Below are 18,616 nucleotides of genomic sequence, written 5' to 3'. Positions count from 1 at the left end.
AGGGGATCCAATGGCCGATACCGAACACTTCGTCCGTGACGATGTGCGCGCCTTTCTCGACATGCTGAAGGGGATCGGTGCGCAGACCATCGACCAGGTCGGCGCAGTCGCGGGCCGCGCACAAATGCGCGCGATGAAGGCCATGGCCGAAGCCGAACCGCGCGCGACCGCGGTGAAGATGGATCTCTCCTGTCCCGGCCCAGCAGGCGACATCCCGCTGCGGCTTTACGATGTCCGGAGCGAGCGCGAGGCCGGACCCTGCGTCACCTTCTTCCATGGTGGCGGCTTCGTGATCGGCGATGTCGATACCTACGATGCGCTCTGCACCGAGATTTCGCACCAACTCGACCTGCCGGTCGTCTCGGTCGAATATCGTCTTGCCCCCGAACATGTCTTCCCCGCCGCGCCCGACGATTGCGAGGCCGCGGCGCGCTGGGTGGCGACTTCGCCTGCGGCATTGGGCCGGGAGGTTACCGGCCTCATCCCCATGGGCGACAGCGCTGGCGGCAATCTTGCGATCGTCGTCACCAACCAGCTTTCGGTCGATCCGGCACAGGTACCCGTGGTGGTGCAAGCGCCGATCTATCCCGTGGCCAGCGAAAGCGCGGGACACGAGAGCACGAAACTGTTCGGCGACGGGTTTCTCCTTACCGGTGCTGCCATGGCATGGTTTACCGAGCAATACGGCGGAGATCCTGCCGATCCGCGCCACACGCCCATGGTGGCCGATTGCTCGAAGACCCCGCCGACCGTGATCTGCACCGCCGGGCTCGATCCCTTGCGCGATTCAGGGCGTGAATATGCAGCGCACCTGATCCAGCTAGGCGTCGAAACCGCCTATTTCGAGTTTTCGGGCATGATCCATGGGTTTATCACCTTGCGAAAGGCGATCCCGAGCGGGCAGAGCGACCTTGAGGCGTTTCTCGGCGCTGTGAAATTGATGGTGGAGCGACACAAGTGAGTGAATTGGGATATCGGCCCTGCGTCGGTGTGATGCTGGTCAATGGCGACGGGCGCGTGTTCGTGGGTCGCCGGATCGACAACAGGGAAGGCGACTGGTGGCAGATGCCCCAGGGCGGTGTCGATGAAGGGGAAGACCTCAAGGAAGCGGCCCTGCGCGAACTTGCCGAGGAGACGGGTACGAAGCCCGAGCACGTCACACTCATCCAGCAGACGCGCGAACCCATCCGCTACGACCTGCCCGAAGAGCTCATCGGCAAGCTATGGGGCGGCAAATATCGCGGTCAGGAGCAGATCTGGTTCCTCGCGCGCTTTTCGGGCGCGGACGAGGATATCGACCTCGAAGCGCACGACCCGCCCGAATTCTGCGACTGGAAATGGGTCGATGCCGAGCAATTGCCCGAGCTGATCGTGCCTTTCAAAAAGCGCGTCTATCGCGCTGTTCTCGAAGAGTTTCGCGAGCTGGTCTGATCAGTTCGTCTGCGGCTGCGGCTGGATATTCGCCTCGGCCGTAAGCACTGGCGCGCGCGGCCCCTGCGCAATGGCGGCGGCAAGCTCGCGCGTCTCCGAGCAGCTATCTCCGCACATCGACTGGACCTTGGCGAGGTTGAGCCGCGCCTTTGCCAGCGCGCCCTTCTCTGCCAGCGCCTCACCTTCGCCGGCGATGGCCGCGATATTGTGCGGGTCGCGGGCCAGGGCCTCGCGATAATAGCTGATCGCCTTGCCCTGCAGGTCATCCGCACGGGCAGCCTCGGCCAGGTAGACGAGCGTAGGCGTGTAGCCGGGATCGACAGCCAGTGCGGATTCGAAAGCGTCGATAGCGCCCTGGGTATCACCGGCACGCAGCGCCGACTGTCCCTGTGCGATCAACACGCCGGCGCGCGGATCGGGATCGCGGGTTTGCCCTACCGTGATGCTCGCCGTCATGGCCAGGGCCAGGGAAAGGGCGGCGGCAGCAGGGGCAAAACGCATAATCGTCTCCGTTAGCGAGCTTTTCGCGGGTGGCTGGGTGCTAACCATAAGAGGAAAGCTAACACGAGCTAGATGCACAGGCGATGAAAAAACCGTCCGTACCGTCGTGATACGGTGTGAGGCGGGTGCCGTTCCCACGCTTGCTGCCAACGGGAAGCGAAATGTCCTTGGCGCTGAAGGCGTTAAGCCTGTTCAGGAAGGCATCGAATTGCCCCGCTCCCTCCTCGTCGAGCAGCGAACAGGTGACATATACGATCCGCCCGCCGGGCTTCACGAGGCGTCCGCCAAGGTCGAGCAGGTCCGACTGCAGCGCCGTGAGCCGGGCCAGTTCGGCTTCGTCGATTCGCCAGCGCGCCTCGGGATTTCGGCGCCATGTACCCGTGCCCGAGCACGGCGCATCGACCATTACGACATCGGCCTGGCCTTCCAGATCGGCAAGCGCTTCGAACTCGCGTTTCGGATCGAGCAGGCGGGTCTCGATAATGGTGGCCCCGGCCCGCTCGGCGCGCGGTGCGAGGCGCGAGAGACGGCCGCGGTCGGTATCGGAAGCGATCAGGCGGCCGAGATTGTCCATCGCCGCAGCGAGAGCGAGGGTCTTGCCCCCTCCCCCAGCACACAGGTCGATCACCGTCTCACCCGGTTTTGCATCGACCGCAAGGCACGCAAGCTGCGAACCGGTGTCCTGCACCTCGACCTTGCCCTCGCGCCATTCGGCCCATTGTTCCACCTGCGTACCCGTTTCCAGACGCAGGCCGTGGGGCGCAGCGGTCGGTTCCGCGTCTGCTGGCAGGGAAAGCGTGGCGCGGTCGGCCTTGAGCGTGTTGACGCGAAGGTCCAGCGGCGCGCGGTCCAGCAGGGCCTCGGCCTCCGCGCCCTCTATGCCCGAGGATGACAGCTTTTCGGAAAGCCACTTCGGGCCGACACCGCCTGCTGCTGCAGCCTCACCATCGCCGATGGGCTTTGGACCATAGTTCGATCCATCGAACAGCGGTGCAATCGCCAAGTCCACTTCGGCAAGACGCAGCATGGCGGCCCGTCCGCTTTCGGGCACGGGGCCGCAGGCACGGATCGCAGAATAGACGAGCTCACGGATCGCCCGGCGGTCCTTCGACCCGGCAAAGCGGTTATTGCGGAACCAGTCGGCAAGGATCCGGTCGGCAGGCGCGCCTTTGGACTTCGCCGCCTCGATGATCGCGTCGAGGAGTTCGATCGAAGTCTGGACGCGGGCAGCGGGGGTCATGGATCAGCGCGTCGGATAGTTCGGTGCCTCGCGCGTGATCGACACATCGTGGACGTGGCTCTCGGTCAGGCCCGCATTGGTGATGCGCACGAATTGCGCATTCTTGCGCAGGTCTTCGATCGTCGCGCTTCCGGTATAGCCCATCGCCGCCTTGATGCCGCCGACAAGCTGGTGGATCACCGCGCTGGCCGGTCCCTTGTAAGGCACCTGACCCTCGATGCCTTCGGGCACGAGTTTCTGCTGGCTGACATCGGCCTGGAAATAGCGGTCGGCAGAGCCGCGCGCCATCGCGCCCACGCTGCCCATGCCGCGATAGGCCTTGTAGCTGCGGCCCTGGTAGATGAAGGTTTCGCCGGGCGCTTCCTCGGTCCCGGCGAGCATCGAGCCGATCATGATGCTCGATGCGCCCGCCGCCAGAGCCTTGGCTGCGTCGCCGCTGGTGCGAAGCCCGCCATCGCCGATCACCGGCACGCCCTGCTTTTCGGCTTCCTCGACGCTGTCCATGATCGCGGTGAGCTGGGGCACGCCGACACCTGCCACAACGCGCGTCGTGCAGATTGAGCCCGGGCCGATGCCGACCTTCACCGCGTCCGCACCTGCACCGCAAAGCGCCTTGGTTGCCTCGCCCGTGGCGACATTGCCCGCGATCACCTGAACCGAGTTCGAGAGCTTCTTCACGCGCTCGACCGACTTGGAGACTTCCTTGTTATGGCCGTGCGCGGTGTCGATGACGACCACGTCCACGCCCGCATCGATCAGCGCCTCGGTACGCTCGAAGCCCTTGTCGCCGACCGTGGTGGCGGCAGCGACGCGCAAACGGCCCTGCTCGTCCTTGGTGGCGTCGGGATAGGCGACCGCCTTCTCGATATCCTTGACGGTGATCAGGCCCACGCAGCGCCCGCCATCGTCGACCACCAGCAGCTTCTCGATCCGGCGCTGGTGGAGGAGGCGACGCGCCTCTTCCTGCCCGGTGCCGAGCGGCACGGTGGCGAGGTTTTCGGTGGTCATCAGCTCGCTGACGGGCTGGCACGGATTTTCCGCAAAGCGCACGTCGCGGTTGGTCAGGATACCGCACAACTTGCCGCTGCGGTCGGTCACGGGAATGCCGCTGATGCGGTTGGCGGTCATGATCTGCTGCGCATCGCCCAGCGTTGCTTCGGGATGGATGGTGATCGGGTTGACCACCATGCCGCTTTCATACCGCTTCACCGCGCGCACGGCGGCGGCCTGTTCGTCGATCTCGAAGTTGCGGTGCAGCACGCCGATTCCGCCCAGCTGCGCCATGGCGATGGCCATGTCGGCTTCGGTCACCGTGTCCATCGCGCTGGACACGACGGGGATATTGAGCCGGATCTCGCGGGTCAGCTGCGTGGCGGTGTTGGCCATCGACGGAAGGATGTCGCTCTCGGCCGGACGCAGGAGAACGTCGTCGAAGGTAAGACCGAGGGGGATGTCGAGATGTGCCACGTGTGAGAATCGCCTGCCGGGATGAATGTGGCGGCCCATGTAACGACGCATCGGCACGTGCGCTAGGGGCTGGCGGGCCTCAATAGAGAAAGAATATGCCGAACGCTGCAATGACGTTCCAACCGATATGAGCGACGATCGGCGCAACGAGACGCTTGCCACGCCACCAGTAGAGCAGCGATAGCGTTAGGCCGCCATAGAGACCGGTGTCGATCACGCCTGCCCAACCCTGGTAACCATGGCTTAATGCGAAGAGTACGATCACGATTACGGTCGCAGCGATGCGCCCGGCCATCCCATCTCGCAAAAGCAAGGCAGTCCCACAAAGAAGCAGGCCGCGGAAAAGAAACTCCTCCCCGCTCGAACCGAACAGTGCGAGGCCCATGAAGCCGACTAGATCGCTCCATTCCTTACCCAACTGGGCCGAATTGACGATAATGTCGCTTCGCTCTGCTCCGCCTGTTGCGGGAATTATCAGAAAGAACTGCAAGGCCCCGAAAATCAGCGCGACTGAGAGGCCGACAAGAAGATCGCTTCGCGCCTTATCAAGTGTGAACCCTGCACCAACGGGATCAATACGGGCGAACTTCATTGCCAGCAGAACTACCGCACCTCCGCCGAAAAACTGGCCGAGCCCAAGGATCGTGTATCGCAGGCCATGTTCAAGCCCGAGCCCCACGGTCCCGAGAAAGTCCGTTGCAATGGCCACCGCATACCAAGCGACAAGACCGAAGATCAGCGACAGGACGAGACGAAGATTGTTGTTCATGAGACCTTCTGTATTACCGGGGCAACACAGATGTAAATGCCGAACTTTATGCCTGAATTGCTGTCATTCGGCCGTCCAACCCCCATCGACGCTCCAGTTGGCGCCGTTCACATTCTGCGCTTCGTCACGGCAGAGGAAAACCGCCAGCGCGCCGATTTCCTCGGGCTGGACGAATTTCTTGGTCGCCTGTTTTACCAGCAGCACGTCGTTGATGACCTCGTCTCGCGTCATCCCGCGCGCCTTCATCGTGTCGGGAATCTGGTTTTCGACTAGCGGGGTCCAGACGTAGCCGGGGCTGATGCAGTTTGCCGTGATGCCGTCTGCCGCCAGCTCAAGCGCGATGGTCTTGGTGAAGCCGTCGAGCCCGTGCTTGGCCGAGTTGTAGGCGCTCTTGAAGGGCGACGCGACCTTGGAGTGCGCGCTGGCGGTGTTGATAATGCGGCCCCAGCCCTTCTCCTTCATCCCCGGTACGGCAAGCCGCGTGGTGTGGAAGGCGGCGGTGAGGTTCAGCGCGATGATCTTGTCCCACTTGTCGACCGGGAAATCCTCGACCGGCGAGACGTGCTGCATCCCGGCATTGTTGACGAGGATGTCGACACCGCCCGTCCCGGCCATCATCTCCTCGATTTGCGCCACATCGGTGAGGTCCGCACCGGAATGGGTCGCGCCTAGTTCCTCGCACAGTTTCGCGATCTCCGCTTCGTCCCCGAAGCCGTTGAGTACGACTTTCGCACCCTCTGCTGCCAGTGCGCGAGCGATGGCAAGGCCGATGCCGCTGGTCGATCCGGTTACGAGGGCGCGCTTACCTGCGAGAAACATTTGGCTCTCCGAGCGTTAGGGTAACAATCGAGAAGGCCATCGCGCACGCAGCACGCGCTGTAAAGCGGCCATATACGAAGGGGAGACACATGCGGCTCAATCCGTTCAATACCGACAATATCCAGGTCAAGGGAAGCCGCGGAGGCGGCGTCGGCAAGGCTGGCGGTGTCGGTTGCGGCACGATCATCATCGCTGCGCTGGGCTATTTCGTATTCGGCCTCGATCCCTTCCAGACCGCCGCCACGGTGGAAAGCGTGCAGCAAGGCACGCAGGTCGGCAGCGGCGGCGACATGACAGAGGAAGAGGCCTGCAACGCCAACGAATATTCGCGCGAAGCCTGCAACGGACTACAGTCGCTCAACCAGACGTGGTCGCGCGTTTTCCAGGAACAGGGCCTCGGCGATCGCTTCCAGCAGCCGACCCTCCACCTCTATAGCGGCGGGGTAAGGACCGCCTGCGGCACGGGCCAGTCCTCGATGGGTCCCTTCTACTGCCCGGGCGACCAGACGATCTATATCGACACCGAATTTTACGACCAGCTCGCACGAATGGCCGGGGGCGGCGGCGATTTCGCGCGCTATTACGTCCTCGCGCATGAATACGGGCACCATATCCAGACGATCACCGGTATTTCGGGGCAGATCCGCAGCGCCCAGCAATCGGTCGGTCGCGCACAGGCCAACCAGCTGCAGGTCCGCATGGAACTCCAGGCCGACTGTTATGCGGGTGTCTGGGCGGGCAAGAACCGCAACCTCATCGAGGCGGGCGATATCGAGGAGGGAATGCGCGCCGCTTCTGCCATCGGCGACGACCGGCTGACCGGCGGGCGGGTTTCCTCGGAGAATTTCACCCACGGCACGAGCGCGCAGCGTAGCGAAGCCCTGCGCACGGGCCTGCGCGGCAATGATGCCGCATGCGATGCCTATACGACCGTTCGGTAAGTAGCCTCACGAGCAAACGGCCGGCTCTCTTAGGGGAGAGAGCCGGCCGCCCTGTGCGCAGACTAGGAGTGCTGCGTTATTGCTTGCGTTCGAGTTCGGCGATTTCCCGATCGAGTTCCCGCAGCGCCTCTGCGCGATCTTCTGGCGGGATCGACGGGGATGACGCAATCGCGGTGCGGGCCTGGCGGATGGCGCGCAGGGCAATTTTCTCGCCGGCGCTCTCGCAGACATACATCACCATTCGGCCGTCGTCGCCACGTTCGGTGATAACCGGCTGGTATTCGTCGCGGCATTCCTCGACGACCTTCGGCGCAACAGCAACCGCGTGGGCATGTGCAGCACGGGCTTCGGCCATCGCCACCTTGATTTCACGATGCTTCGCGCCGCCTTCCGCAAATTCGCGGCTCATCCGGCGCATCTGGACACGCATCTCGCCATCTTCGGCAAAGTTCGCTTCCAGCTTCTCCATTTCCGCTTCGAACTTCCGACGCTGTTCCGGGGTCATCTCGTCCCAGCCCTTGCCGTTGTAGCTGATCTTGCGGCGAACGAGCTTGCCGTCTTCGCCTCGCGCAAGCTCCGCGCGGATTTCGCGAATTTCCTCGCGGGCTTCGTCGAGCTCGTCTTCGGCTTCAGCAAAGTCCTCCCGCGCCTCCTCGAAAGCGCGTTCCATCTCGACCTCGGCCTCGGCCAGCTCTTGTTCCTGCTGGTCCAGGTCTTCTTCGGTCCACTCGTCCACATCGGGTTCGGCAGCATGCGCAGCGGCCACCAGCACCGATGGCGCGCCCTCGGCATAGCAAATCGATGCAGTCAGCGGGACGGCCAGGAAGGCGCTGGCCAGCGCGCCCCGGCCAAGCAGGCGGCGGCGCGGCGAGATATCGGTCATGGAAAGACTCCTCAAACGGTGGATTATCGACTTGTCCCCCAAAACCGGACAGGCCATCGGCGCGGCCAGCGCAGGGCGCGGCGTACGCGGCGAAAGGCGCGCGAAATCGGCGATGATGCCGGCATAGGCGGCCCGTTCCTCACGCGGACGGGCGGCCACTACACGGGCATCGCAAAAGGCTTCCTGGTCTCGGCGCAGGGCCTGCCAACCGAGATAGCCGAGCGGATTGAACCAGTGGACTGCGAAGAGCGGCTGTACCGCCATGTTCACCAGCAGGTCGCCGCCACGGTGGTGCGAAAGCTCGTGCTCGATGGCAAGATCGCGCTGGAAGCGGTCGCGGCTGGTCATGAAGCCTTCGGGCAGCGCGATGACCCGGTCGATCACGCCGAATGCCATCGGGCCGGAAATCGCAGGTGTTTCGATGAGGCGGATCGTGCCGACCTCGCCAACCGGCCGGGCGTTTTCGAGCAGCTCGCGGCGCAAGGCGAAATAGAGCCAGAAGCGGCGAACCAGGAATACGGCCGCGCCGCCGAGCCACAACAGCAGGAATGGCGTGAGAAAATCGATCGAAGGCTCGGGCGCTACAACCAAGATCGGTTCGCCCATTTCGGGCATTGCGACCGGCATGGCGACTGCTTCGTTTTCAAGTGCGAAGACAGGCTCCAGCTCCTGCGCGGTCCGCGCCAGAGGACGCATCCAGCTTGGCAGCGTGAATGGCGGGATCACCAGGCGGGCTAGCGGCAGGAACCACAGCGCATAAGCTGCGCCCGCCCCGAAATGCCGGGCCACAGGGCGACGCAGAAGCATCACCAGCCCGATCAGCGCCCCCGTCCACAAAAGCGTGTCGAACAGGAACCAGTCCCAATATTCGCGTAAGAGATCGATCATTTGCGCATCTCCCTCAAGAGCGCCTCGATTTCCTCGAGATCTTCGTCGGTCAGCGCCTCGTTTTCGGCCAGATGGGCGAAGAGCGGCGCCGCCCGCCCGCCGAACAGCCGGTCGACCAGGCGGCGGCTTTCACCACCGACGTAATCGTCCCGTTCGACAAGCGGATGATAGAGGAACTTGCGCCCCTCCGGCTCGGTGCCGACTGCGCCCTTGGTGACGAGGCGGCTGAGGAGCGTCTTGACGGTCGGGATCGACCAATCGTTGGCAGCGCAGACCCTGTCGCAGACTTCGGAGGCGGACAGCGGGTTCTTGTCCCACAGGGCCTCCATCACGGCGTGTTCGGCATCGCTGATGCGTTCGCCCGGTGCCTGCTTGCGCTTGGCCATTCTCAATGCACTCCCTCACTGGCGCTTCGTGTTCGATTACGCCTGTAGCCATATCGACTACGAATGTAAACATGAAGCGTGGATGAATGGTTGTTCATGCTCGGGCGAGGCCCCACGAAGTGCAATCGGCAATCTGCAAGCGACTTGTCGTGTCGATTGAAAGAGCTATCCTGAAGCCATGATAAAGCGGATCGCCATCAGCCTCGCCCTCCTTGCTGCGCCCCTTTCCGCGCAGGACGACAAATCCCTTCCTGTAGCCGAGCCGGCTACCACGCTTGTCGTGATCGAAACGACTATGGGCGACATCACCGTGGCGCTGGAGACCGAGCGCGCGCCTCTAACCGCCGCCAATTTCCTGCGCTATGCGGAGGAGGACCGGTTCGACGGCACGGTCTTCTATCGCGCGATGCATCTCGATTGGGGCGAGCCGCCAAACGGGCTGTTACAGGGCGGGACGCAGAACAATCCCGACCGCATCCTCGATGGCATTCCGCACGAAGCCACCAGCGATACGGGTCTCAGCCACACCAATGGTGCGCTATCGATGGCCCGGCTCGATCCGGGGACGGCGACAGGCGATTTCTCGATCATGATCAAGGACCAGACCGGTCTCGACGCCCAGCCCGAGAGCGAGGATCCCAACACGCAGCTTGGTTATGCGGTCTTCGGCTATGTCGTGGACGGGATGGACGTGGTCGAAGCGATCCACGCGACTCCGCGCGATCCCGATGCCGGCGAAGGCTGGATGAAGGGCCAGATGCTCGCCGAGCCGGTGACTATCCTCGACGTGCGGCGGGTGGAGCCGGGAGAGACCGACTAGCACTCCTCGGCGGTATTCTCCGGAATCGGCCCCGGCGGCACGCGCGCGCCGCTCATCCAGAAGGGATCGGATTTGAGGCGGTGGTTGTCGCCATAAGCCTTGCCGAGCGCTGCGTAGAGCCTCGGATCGTATTCTTTAAGGTCCGGATGATCGAGAATACGGCGGCCATCGACGACCACGAGCCGGTTCGAATTGAACCAGATCTGCGTGCCCTCGGCCCAATATTCCTGGATGGTGGTGGTGGCATATTCGTTGAGCCACAGGTCGTTTTCAAGCGCATTGGCATAGGCCGCCTCGACCTCGGAATAGAGCGACGGATCGACAGCTTCGATGGCAAAGAGGACGTTGTGCGCCATCTCGTGCACGAAGATCGTCTCGCCCCAATAGCGGGTGGAGTAGCGACCGAGCACATCCTCCTCCGAACCCACCGTGCGGGGACCGCCGATCCCCCTTGCCCGCGCATCCCAATACGCACGGTCGGTGAGTGCGCCGATGCGGGTATCGTAATGCTTCAATTCGCACCGCGTCAGCCGCGGATCGTCACGCGCCGGCTTCTTCCAGTGCGCCTTGTCGGGCAAGTCGAGCAGCGCCTCTTCTTCCGCGATGATCGCCACGCGGTAGTCGTTGGCAACCAGCCATTCGGCTAGGTCGGGTCGATAAGCGAGCAACCCAGACGCCATGTCGCGCGCGGCGAGCAGCGCCTCGTCAGGAACCCGATCGGAGGAAAGGATCGGAATGCCTCGCGCAGATACGTATTTCGTATAGAACGGCTCGACCCCGGCGCTCTCTGGCGGCCTTACGACTGCGGAGGCTACACAGCCTGATAGCACCAGAGCCGCTGCGAGCAGGATCGCCTTCGACACGCTAGATTGCACGACCCGTTGGCAGGGAATTCGGAGGGACCTCGCGGCCAGTCCCGGCCTGATCGACACATCGCTCCAGCTCTATGAGGAAAGCGTCGAAATCGGCTTCCGACGGAAAGAGCCTGTCTCGAACCCTGATATTTTCACCGCTCGAGGAAGTGATCGTCAACAGACGCACGCCGGACGTCTTCTTCAGCATGAGACGCTTTACCTCGCCATACGCTATGCGCACCGTATCACCGGAAAAGGAATGGCCGGTCACGGCAACTCCCATGGGGTCGAGTTCGATAGTGGGTTCGAAAACACGCTGGCGCCAAAGCTTGATGAGAAGCCAGGGCATGCCAAGCAGCGCGAAGAAGCCAAAAATCACGATTACCAGGTCGAAATTTACCGAGCCCGTCAGAGGGTCCCCATCCAGCGCAGCCGACAGCGCGCCCGACATTACGTAGGCAACGAAGGCTACAGCCAGGCCAATCTGGAAAAATACTATCCCTGGCGGGATGCGCAGATCGTATCGAAACTGCGCCCCCGCCATCGGATCAGTACACCCGCTTCTTCGGCTCGATGTACTTCACATCGTCAGTCAGCGTGTATTCGTGGACCGGACGGTAGTCGATCTTCACGCCGCCGCCGTTTCCGCCCCAGCCTTCGAACCAGGCGATAGTGTGCTTCATCCAGTTCTTGTCGTCACGCTCGGGGAAGTCTTCGTGTGCGTGGGCGCCGCGGCTTTCCTTGCGGTTTTCGGCCGATGCCATGGTGACATTGGCCTGCGCCATGAGGTTGTCGAGCTCGAGCGTTTCGACGAGGTCGGTGTTCCACACCAGCGAGCGGTCGAAGACCTTGAGGTCCTGCATCCGCTTGTTGACGTTCTTGAGCACTTCGACACCTTCCGAGAGCAGCTTGCTGTCACGGAACACGGCGGCGTGGCGCTGCATGCCCTTCTGCATCTCGCCGCGCACCTCTGCGGTGGGCGAGCTTCCGTCGGCATGGCGGAAGTGGTCGAGACGACCCAGTGCCATGTCCGCGCTATCGGAAGGCAGTTCGGCGTGGCTCGCACCGGGCTTGATGATATCGCGGAGCCGATGGCCGGTCGCGCGGCCGAAGACCACGAGATCGATCAGCGAGTTCGAGCCAAGGCGGTTCGCGCCATGGACCGAGACACAGGCCGCCTCGCCGACCGCAAACAGGCCGGGGACGATCTTTTCCGGATCCTTCGGGTCGCCCGCCATGACTTCGCCGTGGAAGTTACAGGGGATGCCGCCCATGTTGTAATGCACCGTCGGGGTGACCGGCAGCGGCTGCTTGGTGAGGTCGACACCGGCGAAGATCTTGCCGCTTTCGGTGATGCCCGGCAGGCGCTCGCCCAGCACCTTGGGATCGATGTGATCGAGGTGGAGGAAGATGTGGTCGCCATCGGGGCCGACACCGCGGCCTTCGCGCATCTCCAGCGCCATCGAGCGGCTGACGACGTCGCGGCTGGCAAGGTCCTTCGCGGAAGGCGCATAGCGTTCCATGAACCGCTCGCCTTCGGAATTGGTGAGGTAACCGCCCTCGCCGCGCGCACCTTCGGTGATCAGCACGCCTGCGCCGTAAATGCCGGTCGGGTGGAACTGGACGAATTCCATGTCCTGCAGCGGCAGGCCAGCGCGCAGCACCATGCCGCCACCGTCGCCGGTGCAGGTGTGTGCCGATGTCGCGGTGAAGTAGCAGCGGCCATAACCGCCCGTCGCGAGCACGACTGCGTGGCTGCGGAAGCGGTGGATCGTGCCATCGTCGAGGCACATGGCGATGACGCCGCGGCAGATCTTGCCGTCGGGGCCGTCTTCCATGATCAGGTCGAGCGCGAAATACTCGATGAAGAAGTCGGCGTCATACTTCAGGCTCTGCTGGTAGAGCGCGTGGAGCATGGCGTGGCCGGTACGGTCGGCCGCTGCGCAGGTGCGCTGCACCGGCGGGCCTTCGCCCATGTTCTGCATGTGACCGCCGAAGGGGCGCTGGTAGATCGTGCCGTCCTTGTTGCGGCTGAAGGGCACGCCTGCGTGCTCCAGCTCGTAAACCGCCTGCGGGGCTTCGCGGACCATGTATTCGATCGCGTCCTGGTCGCCGAGCCAGTCGGAGCCCTTGACGGTATCGTACATGTGCCACGACCAGTGGTCGGGCGTGTTGTTGCCGAGGCTGGCGGCAATACCGCCCTGAGCCGCAACGGTGTGCGAGCGCGTCGGGAAGACCTTGGTGATGCAGGCCGTCTTCAGGCCCGCTTCGGCGCTGCCCATGGTGGCGCGCAGGCCCGAGCCCCCCGCGCCCACGACGACGGTGTCATAGGTGTGGTCGATGATCGGGTAGCTGCGACCGCCGATTTCGAAAGTGTCGGTGCGGGCCATCAGGCGGCTCCTCCGAGAGCGATGCGGGCGATCGATACGAGACCGAAGGCTGCGCCGCCGATAGTTGCAAGGTTGAGAAGGGTGAGCACGCCGAACTTGGTGCCGGCATCGTGGACATAGTCCTCGATCAGGACCTGCAGGCCGAGGCGCGCGTGCCAGAAGACGCTCACGATCAGCAGCGCCAGCGCGGTGGCGGGCAGCGTCTGCGAGGCCCATTTGGTCACGGTGGCGAAATCGTAAGCCGGCAACATGGCGAGGCTGATCGCAAGGAACAGCGCCAGCACGAGATTGCCGATGGCGGTGAAGCGCTGCACCAGCCAGTGATGCGCGCCTTCATGCGCCGGGCCGAGCCCGCGCACGCGTCCGATGGGGGTTCCGTCACTCATCGATTGAACTCACTTGAGAAGGATCGCGGCCCAGAAGGCGGCGGTAAGGAGGATGCCGAGAACCGGCGAAAGGATCGACCAAAGCTTGTTGGTGTCGAGCTCGTAACCCGCACCGATGTCGAGCACGAAGTGCCTGAGGCCGCTCATCATGTGGGTGAAGAAGGCCCAGCTCAGGCCCACCAGCACGATCATGCCGACCGGCGAGCCCATAAGCTCGACGAAGGTGGCGTAGCTATCCGCGCCGCCTGCCATCGCGCCGAGCCACCAGAGCAGAACGCCGAGGCCGACCAGCGCGAGGCCGTCCCCCGTCACACGGTGGAGGATCGAGACCAGCATGTGCGGGCCCCATTTCCAGATTTGCAGATGCGGTGAAAGCGGGCGGTTTGCCATGGATTGTGCGTCCGTTACGGGTAATTCGTGTGCGCCTCCTTAGCGAAGCTGTGGCCGCACGCAAGGCGTCCGGCCTCGACATTTGCCGCAAAGTTTCGAATAGCGCCTGCATGACATGCATTCTCCTTACCGGCTCGTCGCGCGGGATCGGCGCGGCGGCGCGCAAGGCGCTCGAGGATCGCGGGGCCAAGGTCATCGGGCAATCCACCACCGGCGAAGGCTTCGGCACGATTGCAGCCGATTTCCGCGACCCGCAGGCCCCGCAGCTACTGTGGGAGGCCGCGATGCGGCAGGCCGGCGGCGAGATCGACGTGCTGGTGAACAATGCGGGGATGTTCTCGCCGAATCCGATAGATCGTTCAGACATCGAATGGCTCGACGGGTGGGAGGACACCATGCGCATCAACCTCACCGCAGCGGCGCAGCTGTCGCGCTATGCCGTGCAGCACTGGCAGCAGACGGGCGAGAGCGGCCGCATCATCCATGTCGCGAGCCGCGCCGGACAACGCGGCGATTCGCCGGCGCACTGGCACTATGCCGCGAGCAAGGGCGGAATGCTCGCCATGCACAAGAGCATCGCGCGCGCTTACGCAGCCGAGCGAATCTACAGTTTCGCCATCACCCCGGGCTTTACCGACACGTCGATGGCAGGCGACTATCTCGAAAGCCGCGGCGGCGACGGGTTGCTGGCCGATATCCCGCTCGGCCGCGTGGCGGAGCCCGAAGAAATCGCGCGGCTGATCGAATTCTGTGCACTCGACGCCCCGCCGAGCCTGACGGGCGCGACCCTCGATGCCAATGGGGCGAGCTATGTCCGCTAGAATTGTCCTGCCTCTGGCTTTTGCCCTGTCGGCCTGCACGGTCGCAACGAATGAAGCCCCAGCGCCCGAAGCGCCGGTGACGTCTCTTCCCGCCGTACCGGATGAGCCGTTTCACGAAGCCTGCGAACCTTGGGACGACTGGGACAAGCCCGCCCGCCCGTTCTCTCTCATGGGCCACACCTATTACGTGGGCACCTGCGGTATCTCGGCCATCCTCGTCACCGGCGAGGAAGGCCATGTGCTGATCGACAGCGGCATCTCCGAGGCAGTACCCAACATCCTTGCCAGCATCCGCTCGCTCGGCGTCGACCCGCGGGGCATCAAGTATATCCTGATGAGCCATGAGCATTTCGATCACGTCGGCGGCCACGCGGCTCTCAAGGCGGCGACGGGAGCGCAGGTGATTGCATCGGCAGCCGCCAAGCCGGTGCTCGAAAGCGGTTTGGTCGCGGCCGACGACCCGCAAGCAAATGTGGACCATCCACCCTTCCCCGGCGTGACTGTCGACCGGATCGTGGCCGATGGCGGAACGCTGGAATTGGGCAATTTGAAATTCACTGCCCACGCCACTCCCGGGCACTCGCCTGGAGCGCTCAGCTGGACATGGTGGTCCTGCAACCTGCCCGGCGAACCGCCCGTTTGCCGCCGGATGGCCTATGCCGACAGTCTGTCGCCCGTTTCCGCCGACGACTATCGCTTCAGCGATCATCCCGACGTCGTGGCTGCTTTCCGCAACAGCATCGACAAGGTGCGATTCCTCCAGTGCGACTATCTCGTCACCCCGCACCCTTCGGCGAGCGGGTTAATCAAGCGATTGCGTGACGGCACCTACGGCGAGCCGGGTGAATGCCAGCGCTATGCCGACAAGCTGACCAAAGCACTCGATACACGGCTCGCGAAAGAGGCGGCTCGATGAGCGCGTGGAAGCTGTCGGGAGAGGCCGGGAAGAAAACCGTCCAGGCAGCCCTCCTTGCCCACGACGAGGCTTGGGACTTTCCCGAGGAACTGGTCGTCTCCGGACGCGAGATCGCCGAAGACAAGCCCGAGGACTGGATCCTCGAAGTCTGGCTCGATCGCAAGCCCACGGCAGCGGACAAGAAGGCTGTCGCCGGGCTGTTTGCCGATGACGCACCCCAACTCGTGACAGAAAAGCTGCCCGAAGAGGACTGGGTTACGCTCAGCCAGCAAGGTGTAGAACCGATCCGCGCGGGCCGTTTCCATGTCCGTACGCCCGAATATCCGGCAGACGACACGCTGGTCGATTTCGTCATCCCCGCCAGCCAGGCCTTCGGGACCGGACAGCACGAAACTACCGCTGCCTGCCTCGCCATGCTCGACCTGATGAAGCGCGAAGGTCTGGTGGTAAAAAACCATGCCGATATCGGAACGGGCACGGGCCTGCTTGCCTTCGCGGCAATGCATTTGTGGCCGCACGCCAAGGCGACGGCTTCGGACATCGATTACGTGTGCGCCGGCGTCGTGGAGGACAATTGCGAGACCAACTACATTCCAGAAGGCGCGGGACCGGGCGAACTGACGATGGTCATCGCTCCCGGCACGGACCACCCGCTAATCCTGGCCCGCGCGCCTTATGATTTGCTGATCGCCAACATCCTTGCCGGTCCCTTGGTCGAGCTTGCACCCGATTTCGCCAGGGCGACTGAGCCCGGCGGAAGCTTGCTGCTTGCCGGGCTTCTCCAGACGCAGGAGGCCGAGGTTCGCGCCGCCTATCGCAAGCAGGGCTTCCGTCTCGCTCGCCGCGTCACCAATGGCGATTGGTCGATCCTGTGGCTGCGCAAGAGCCGCGTGCGGTGACGAAACATCGCCTGCTGCGGATTGCTGCGTGGATCATCGGTATTCCGGCCCTCGCGGTCATCCTGTTTCTTCTCTCGGCATGGATCGGCAGTTCGATTCCGCGCAATTCGGACTGGACACAGCCCGAACGCGGTATCGAAATCATGGTCGGCGACAACGGCATCCACACCGAGATCGTCATGCCGCTGGTCAGCAATGTGAAGGACTGGCGTACCGACTTTCCCGCGAGCGACCTGCCGGCCCCGAACCGCCCCTACACCCACGTCGCCGTAAGCTGGGGTGAGCGCGAGGTTTTCCTCAACACGCCGACATGGGGCGACCTCGACCTTTCCACCGCATTGAATGCCGCAACCGGCGGCGACGGCCTTATCCACGCCTCGCATTATGTCCGCCCTGCCCCCGGCCCATCGAACCGCCCGCTCCGCCTCACCGAGGCGCAATATGCGAAGCTGGTCGCCGCGATTGAGGCGCAGGTCCCTTCCCCCGAGGACCGCGAAGTCTATCCCGGATATGCCGATTGGGACGTCTTCTACGATGCGCCGGGCACCTATCACCTCGCTAACACCTGCAACCAGTGGACGGCCGACACGCTGGCCGAGGCGGGGGTGAAGATGGGTAGCTGGACTCCAATGCCCGGCGGGGTGATGAAATGGATCGAGGAACCGGCAGCTAACTAGGCCGCCTTGTCGGGTAGCGCCTCGTGATAGCGCACCACGCTGCGCGTCACTTCCTGCATCATTGCCATGCGCGCGGCATAGGAGGCGCGCGTGCGACCGATCAGCACTACCAGTGCGTATTGCGAACCGTCGGGCGCGGTGAGGATGCCGACATCGTTGTAGCCCGACTGCATCCCGTCGAAATACTGGCCCGTCCCGGTCTTGTGCGCGATCTTCCAGCCACCGGGTACACCGCCCTTTAACCGGCGCGGACCGCTCCTAGTTTGCTCCATGGTCGACAACAATAGCTCGGTGGAATCATCCGAAAGCAAATCGCCCCGCGCGAGGCGCGCAAGCGCCTTGGCCAAGCCTTCCGCACTCGCACCGTCCATCGGATCGGCCAGATAGGCGTTGAACGCACGGCGGCGCTCCTGCTCGGGTACCTTGTCGCGCGCGTCGTAGAACGCACGGTCCATGGCATAGGACTGCTTCCATTCGAGACCCGCAATTTCGCTCTGCTTGGTCCGTTCGTCGGTGCCGAACTGGACGCCTTCGATGCGGTTGCGGCGCAGGAAGCCCTCGACCGCTTGCGGCCCGCCGACCCTGCGCAGGAGCCGGTCGTTCGCCGTGTTGTCGCTCTCGGTGATGGCGCGCTCGAGCAGGTCGGAATAGTCGGTAGAGTATGACCCGCGCGCCTTCACGTAATTGCGGATCGGCTGGTGGAATACGGTCAGGTCCTCGCGCCCGATCGTGACGGGCTCGGCAAGATCGAGGGCGCCATCGTCCGCAAGATCGAGAGCCGTGAGCGAGACCCACAGCTTGCTGACACTCTGCTGCGGGAAAGGCGTGTCGCCGTCATAGCTCATGGTGGCAAGCGTATCGGCATCGGTGACCGCGATGCCCGCAACGCCGTTGAAGTTCTCTCCCAGCTCGCGAAGTTCGTTTTCGAGAGCGACCTGCGCCTCGGTCAATTCGGGTTCTGGCGGCGGTGACGATTTTTGTTCGGCGAGCAGGACCCGCTTCTCGAAATCGGCAGCACTTTCACCCGGCGTGCTGAGCGCCGTGGCGAGGAAAAGGAACGCGCCCAAGATAAGGACGGTCAGGAACAGGATAGGCGAGCGACTCACACTGTCCCAACACGAGCGCGCGGGTAAGTTTC

Annotated in this window: 21 protein-coding genes; 8 read left to right on the top strand and 13 right to left on the bottom strand. The window is 63.6% G+C overall.

The window, feature by feature from the left end:
* Nucleotides 1–10: 10 nt before the first annotated feature.
* Together K3178_RS05810 and K3178_RS05805 are read left to right on the top strand one after the other, a co-directional pair.
* Entirely contained in the window at nt 11–961 is a 951-nt protein-coding gene (locus tag K3178_RS05810; RefSeq protein ID WP_221570396.1) for an alpha/beta hydrolase, read from the top strand.
* Nucleotides 958–1,431 (top strand): RNA pyrophosphohydrolase, encoded by a 474-nt coding sequence (locus K3178_RS05805; protein ID WP_221570395.1) that lies wholly within the window; start codon nt 958–960, stop codon nt 1,429–1,431. Before K3178_RS05810 ends, K3178_RS05805 begins: the two co-directional genes overlap by 4 nt.
* Here K3178_RS05805 and K3178_RS05800 read toward each other — a convergent pair whose 3' ends face one another.
* The 5 genes from K3178_RS05800 to K3178_RS05780 form a co-directional block, all read right to left on the bottom strand.
* The gene (locus K3178_RS05800; RefSeq protein WP_221570394.1) at nt 1,432–1,932 is read right to left on the bottom strand and encodes a tetratricopeptide repeat protein; all 501 of its coding nucleotides are present in this window, start codon (nt 1,930–1,932) and stop codon (nt 1,432–1,434) included.
* 58 nt (nt 1,933–1,990) lie between these two features.
* Nucleotides 1,991–3,172, bottom strand: a complete 1,182-nt coding sequence (locus K3178_RS05795; protein WP_221570393.1) for an RsmB/NOP family class I SAM-dependent RNA methyltransferase — start codon at nt 3,170–3,172, stop codon at nt 1,991–1,993.
* A gap of 3 nt (nt 3,173–3,175) precedes the next feature.
* On the bottom strand, nt 3,176–4,678 hold the full coding sequence (gene guaB / locus K3178_RS05790) for an IMP dehydrogenase (RefSeq protein WP_247713523.1): 1,503 nt from the start codon (nt 4,676–4,678) through the stop codon (nt 3,176–3,178).
* Between the two features lie 40 nt (nt 4,679–4,718).
* On the bottom strand, nt 4,719–5,408 hold the full coding sequence (locus tag K3178_RS05785) for a CPBP family intramembrane glutamic endopeptidase (RefSeq protein ID WP_221570391.1): 690 nt from the start codon (nt 5,406–5,408) through the stop codon (nt 4,719–4,721).
* A gap of 63 nt (nt 5,409–5,471) precedes the next feature.
* Nucleotides 5,472–6,227 carry a 3-hydroxybutyrate dehydrogenase gene (locus K3178_RS05780; RefSeq protein ID WP_221570390.1) on the bottom strand — a complete coding sequence of 252 codons (756 nt, stop codon included), beginning with the start codon at nt 6,225–6,227 and terminating at the stop codon, nt 5,472–5,474.
* Between the two features lie 89 nt (nt 6,228–6,316).
* Between K3178_RS05780 and ypfJ the strand changes: the two genes are divergently transcribed.
* Nucleotides 6,317–7,168 (top strand): KPN_02809 family neutral zinc metallopeptidase, encoded by an 852-nt coding sequence (gene ypfJ, locus K3178_RS05775; protein ID WP_221570389.1) that lies wholly within the window; start codon nt 6,317–6,319, stop codon nt 7,166–7,168.
* Nucleotides 7,169–7,244: 76 nt separating this feature from the next.
* On the opposite strand, the gene K3178_RS05770 is transcribed toward ypfJ, so the two are convergent.
* Both K3178_RS05770 and K3178_RS05765 read right to left on the bottom strand, forming a co-directional pair.
* Nucleotides 7,245–8,939, bottom strand: a complete 1,695-nt coding sequence (locus K3178_RS05770; protein ID WP_221570388.1) for a M56 family metallopeptidase — start codon at nt 8,937–8,939, stop codon at nt 7,245–7,247.
* The gene (locus K3178_RS05765) at nt 8,936–9,325 is read right to left on the bottom strand and encodes a BlaI/MecI/CopY family transcriptional regulator (RefSeq protein WP_221570387.1); all 390 of its coding nucleotides are present in this window, start codon (nt 9,323–9,325) and stop codon (nt 8,936–8,938) included. The genes K3178_RS05770 and K3178_RS05765 overlap by 4 nt, the downstream gene beginning before the upstream one ends.
* 178 nt (nt 9,326–9,503) lie before the next feature.
* Here K3178_RS05765 and K3178_RS05760 point away from each other — a divergent pair, with 178 nt between their 5' ends.
* A complete protein-coding gene (locus K3178_RS05760) occupies nt 9,504–10,145 on the top strand; it encodes a peptidylprolyl isomerase (RefSeq protein ID WP_221570386.1) in 642 nt (213 codons plus the stop codon).
* Here K3178_RS05760 and K3178_RS05755 read toward each other — a convergent pair.
* The 5 genes from K3178_RS05755 to sdhC are packed head-to-tail and all read right to left on the bottom strand — an operon-like array spanning nt 10,142 to nt 14,165.
* The gene (locus K3178_RS05755; protein WP_345719851.1) at nt 10,142–11,008 is read right to left on the bottom strand and encodes a glycoside hydrolase; all 867 of its coding nucleotides are present in this window, start codon (nt 11,006–11,008) and stop codon (nt 10,142–10,144) included. The genes K3178_RS05760 and K3178_RS05755 overlap by 4 nt on opposite strands.
* Before the next feature lies 1 nt (nt 11,009).
* Nucleotides 11,010–11,543 carry a hypothetical protein gene (locus tag K3178_RS05750; RefSeq protein ID WP_221570385.1) on the bottom strand — a complete coding sequence of 178 codons (534 nt, stop codon included), beginning with the start codon at nt 11,541–11,543 and terminating at the stop codon, nt 11,010–11,012.
* A gap of 4 nt (nt 11,544–11,547) precedes the next feature.
* Nucleotides 11,548–13,389 (bottom strand): succinate dehydrogenase flavoprotein subunit, encoded by a 1,842-nt coding sequence (gene sdhA, locus K3178_RS05745; RefSeq protein ID WP_221570384.1) that lies wholly within the window; start codon nt 13,387–13,389, stop codon nt 11,548–11,550.
* Nucleotides 13,389–13,775 (bottom strand): succinate dehydrogenase, hydrophobic membrane anchor protein, encoded by a 387-nt coding sequence (gene sdhD / locus K3178_RS05740; RefSeq protein ID WP_221570383.1) that lies wholly within the window; start codon nt 13,773–13,775, stop codon nt 13,389–13,391. Before sdhD ends, sdhA begins: the two co-directional genes overlap by 1 nt.
* Before the next feature lie 9 nt (nt 13,776–13,784).
* Entirely contained in the window at nt 13,785–14,165 is a 381-nt protein-coding gene (sdhC, locus tag K3178_RS05735; protein WP_221570382.1) for a succinate dehydrogenase, cytochrome b556 subunit, read from the bottom strand.
* Between the two features lie 110 nt (nt 14,166–14,275).
* On the opposite strand from sdhC, the gene K3178_RS05730 reads away from it, so the two are divergent.
* The 4 genes from K3178_RS05730 to K3178_RS05715 are packed head-to-tail and all read left to right on the top strand — an operon-like array spanning nt 14,276 to nt 17,478.
* On the top strand, nt 14,276–14,986 hold the full coding sequence (locus K3178_RS05730; RefSeq protein ID WP_221570381.1) for an SDR family NAD(P)-dependent oxidoreductase: 711 nt from the start codon (nt 14,276–14,278) through the stop codon (nt 14,984–14,986).
* Nucleotides 14,976–15,902, top strand: coding sequence for a subclass B3 metallo-beta-lactamase (gene bla, locus K3178_RS05725; protein WP_221570380.1), 927 nt, complete (start codon nt 14,976–14,978; stop codon nt 15,900–15,902). The genes K3178_RS05730 and bla overlap by 11 nt, the downstream gene beginning before the upstream one ends.
* Complete coding sequence (locus K3178_RS05720; protein ID WP_221570379.1) at nt 15,899–16,801, top strand: 50S ribosomal protein L11 methyltransferase; 903 nt, start codon at nt 15,899–15,901, stop codon at nt 16,799–16,801. Before bla ends, K3178_RS05720 begins: the two co-directional genes overlap by 4 nt.
* Entirely contained in the window at nt 16,798–17,478 is a 681-nt protein-coding gene (locus K3178_RS05715) for a DUF2459 domain-containing protein (protein WP_345719850.1), read from the top strand. The genes K3178_RS05720 and K3178_RS05715 overlap by 4 nt, the downstream gene beginning before the upstream one ends.
* Here K3178_RS05715 and K3178_RS05710 read toward each other — a convergent pair.
* Nucleotides 17,475–18,584, bottom strand: a complete 1,110-nt coding sequence (locus tag K3178_RS05710; RefSeq protein ID WP_221570378.1) for a serine hydrolase — start codon at nt 18,582–18,584, stop codon at nt 17,475–17,477. The genes K3178_RS05715 and K3178_RS05710 overlap by 4 nt on opposite strands.
* Between the last annotated feature and the right edge of the window lie 32 nt (nt 18,585–18,616).

This window comes from Qipengyuania sphaerica, assembly GCF_019711595.1.
Classification (GTDB): Bacteria; Pseudomonadota; Alphaproteobacteria; order Sphingomonadales; family Sphingomonadaceae; genus Qipengyuania; species Qipengyuania sphaerica.
This window is presented reverse-complemented; position numbering and strand designations above follow the sequence as displayed.

Excerpts from the sequence above, each read along its gene's own strand:
- K3178_RS05810 (WP_221570396.1), top strand. The coding sequence starts at position 11 with ATGGCCGATACCGAACACTTCGTCCGTGACGATGTGCGCGCCTTTCTC.
- K3178_RS05800 (WP_221570394.1), bottom strand. The coding sequence starts at position 1,932 with ATGCGTTTTGCCCCTGCTGCCGCCGCCCTTTCCCTGGCCCTGGCCATG.
- K3178_RS05795 (WP_221570393.1), bottom strand. The coding sequence starts at position 3,172 with ATGACCCCCGCTGCCCGCGTCCAGACTTCGATCGAACTCCTCGACGCG.
- guaB (WP_247713523.1), bottom strand. The coding sequence starts at position 4,678 with ATGGGCCGCCACATTCATCCCGGCAGGCGATTCTCACACGTGGCACAT.
- K3178_RS05785 (WP_221570391.1), bottom strand. The coding sequence starts at position 5,408 with ATGAACAACAATCTTCGTCTCGTCCTGTCGCTGATCTTCGGTCTTGTC.
- K3178_RS05780 (WP_221570390.1), bottom strand. The coding sequence starts at position 6,227 with ATGTTTCTCGCAGGTAAGCGCGCCCTCGTAACCGGATCGACCAGCGGC.
- ypfJ (WP_221570389.1), top strand. The coding sequence starts at position 6,317 with ATGCGGCTCAATCCGTTCAATACCGACAATATCCAGGTCAAGGGAAGC.
- K3178_RS05770 (WP_221570388.1), bottom strand. The coding sequence starts at position 8,939 with ATGATCGATCTCTTACGCGAATATTGGGACTGGTTCCTGTTCGACACG.
- K3178_RS05765 (WP_221570387.1), bottom strand. The coding sequence starts at position 9,325 with ATGGCCAAGCGCAAGCAGGCACCGGGCGAACGCATCAGCGATGCCGAA.
- K3178_RS05760 (WP_221570386.1), top strand. The coding sequence starts at position 9,504 with ATGATAAAGCGGATCGCCATCAGCCTCGCCCTCCTTGCTGCGCCCCTT.
- K3178_RS05750 (WP_221570385.1), bottom strand. The coding sequence starts at position 11,543 with ATGGCGGGGGCGCAGTTTCGATACGATCTGCGCATCCCGCCAGGGATA.
- sdhA (WP_221570384.1), bottom strand. The coding sequence starts at position 13,389 with ATGGCCCGCACCGACACTTTCGAAATCGGCGGTCGCAGCTACCCGATC.
- sdhD (WP_221570383.1), bottom strand. The coding sequence starts at position 13,775 with ATGAGTGACGGAACCCCCATCGGACGCGTGCGCGGGCTCGGCCCGGCG.
- sdhC (WP_221570382.1), bottom strand. The coding sequence starts at position 14,165 with ATGGCAAACCGCCCGCTTTCACCGCATCTGCAAATCTGGAAATGGGGC.
- K3178_RS05730 (WP_221570381.1), top strand. The coding sequence starts at position 14,276 with ATGACATGCATTCTCCTTACCGGCTCGTCGCGCGGGATCGGCGCGGCG.
- bla (WP_221570380.1), top strand. The coding sequence starts at position 14,976 with ATGTCCGCTAGAATTGTCCTGCCTCTGGCTTTTGCCCTGTCGGCCTGC.
- K3178_RS05720 (WP_221570379.1), top strand. The coding sequence starts at position 15,899 with ATGAGCGCGTGGAAGCTGTCGGGAGAGGCCGGGAAGAAAACCGTCCAG.